This is a genomic window from Aurantivibrio infirmus, from assembly GCF_054767315.1.
In genome coordinates, this window is record NZ_BAAFSK010000026.1 from 1 (window position 1) to 527 (window position 527).

A 527-nucleotide genomic window follows, 5' to 3' on the forward strand; every position below is an offset into this window, starting at 1 on the left:
TGGCGTTCGGTACGTAAGTGAATGTGCCATCGGCGTTGAGTGTTAATGTGCCGTTCGCCACATCCGTTACCGGCGTTGTATTAACAGTGAGACTGTCGCCATCAATATCTGAATCGTTGGCAAGAACATCGTTCGGTAAATTAATTGTTAATGTCGTATCTTCATTCGTTGCGTAGGCATCATCAACAACGGTCGGCGTGTCGTTCACCGCATTGACGGTAATCGTGACGGTCGCTTGCGCAGTGCCACCGTTACCATCACTCGCTTCATAGACAAATGAATCCGTGCCGTTAAAGTTGGCGTTCGGTACGTAAGTGAATGTGCCATCGGCGTTGAGTGTTAAGGTGCCGTTCGCCACATCGGTTACAGGCGTTGTGTTAACCGTTAAGGTATCGCCATCAATATCTGAATCGTTGGCAAGAACATCGTTCGGTAAATTAATTGTTAACGTCGTGTCTTCATTGGTTGCGTAGGCATCATCAACGACGGTCGGTGTATCATTTACGGCATTGACGGTAATGGTGACG

1 protein-coding gene is annotated in these 527 nt (G+C 48.0%); it reads right to left on the minus strand.

Going from position 1 to position 527, the window contains the following annotated elements; translation table 11 throughout:
* The coding region (locus tag ACYUCY_RS18340; protein WP_460227989.1) for a cadherin-like domain-containing protein at positions 1–527 on the minus strand (527 nt) is incomplete at both ends.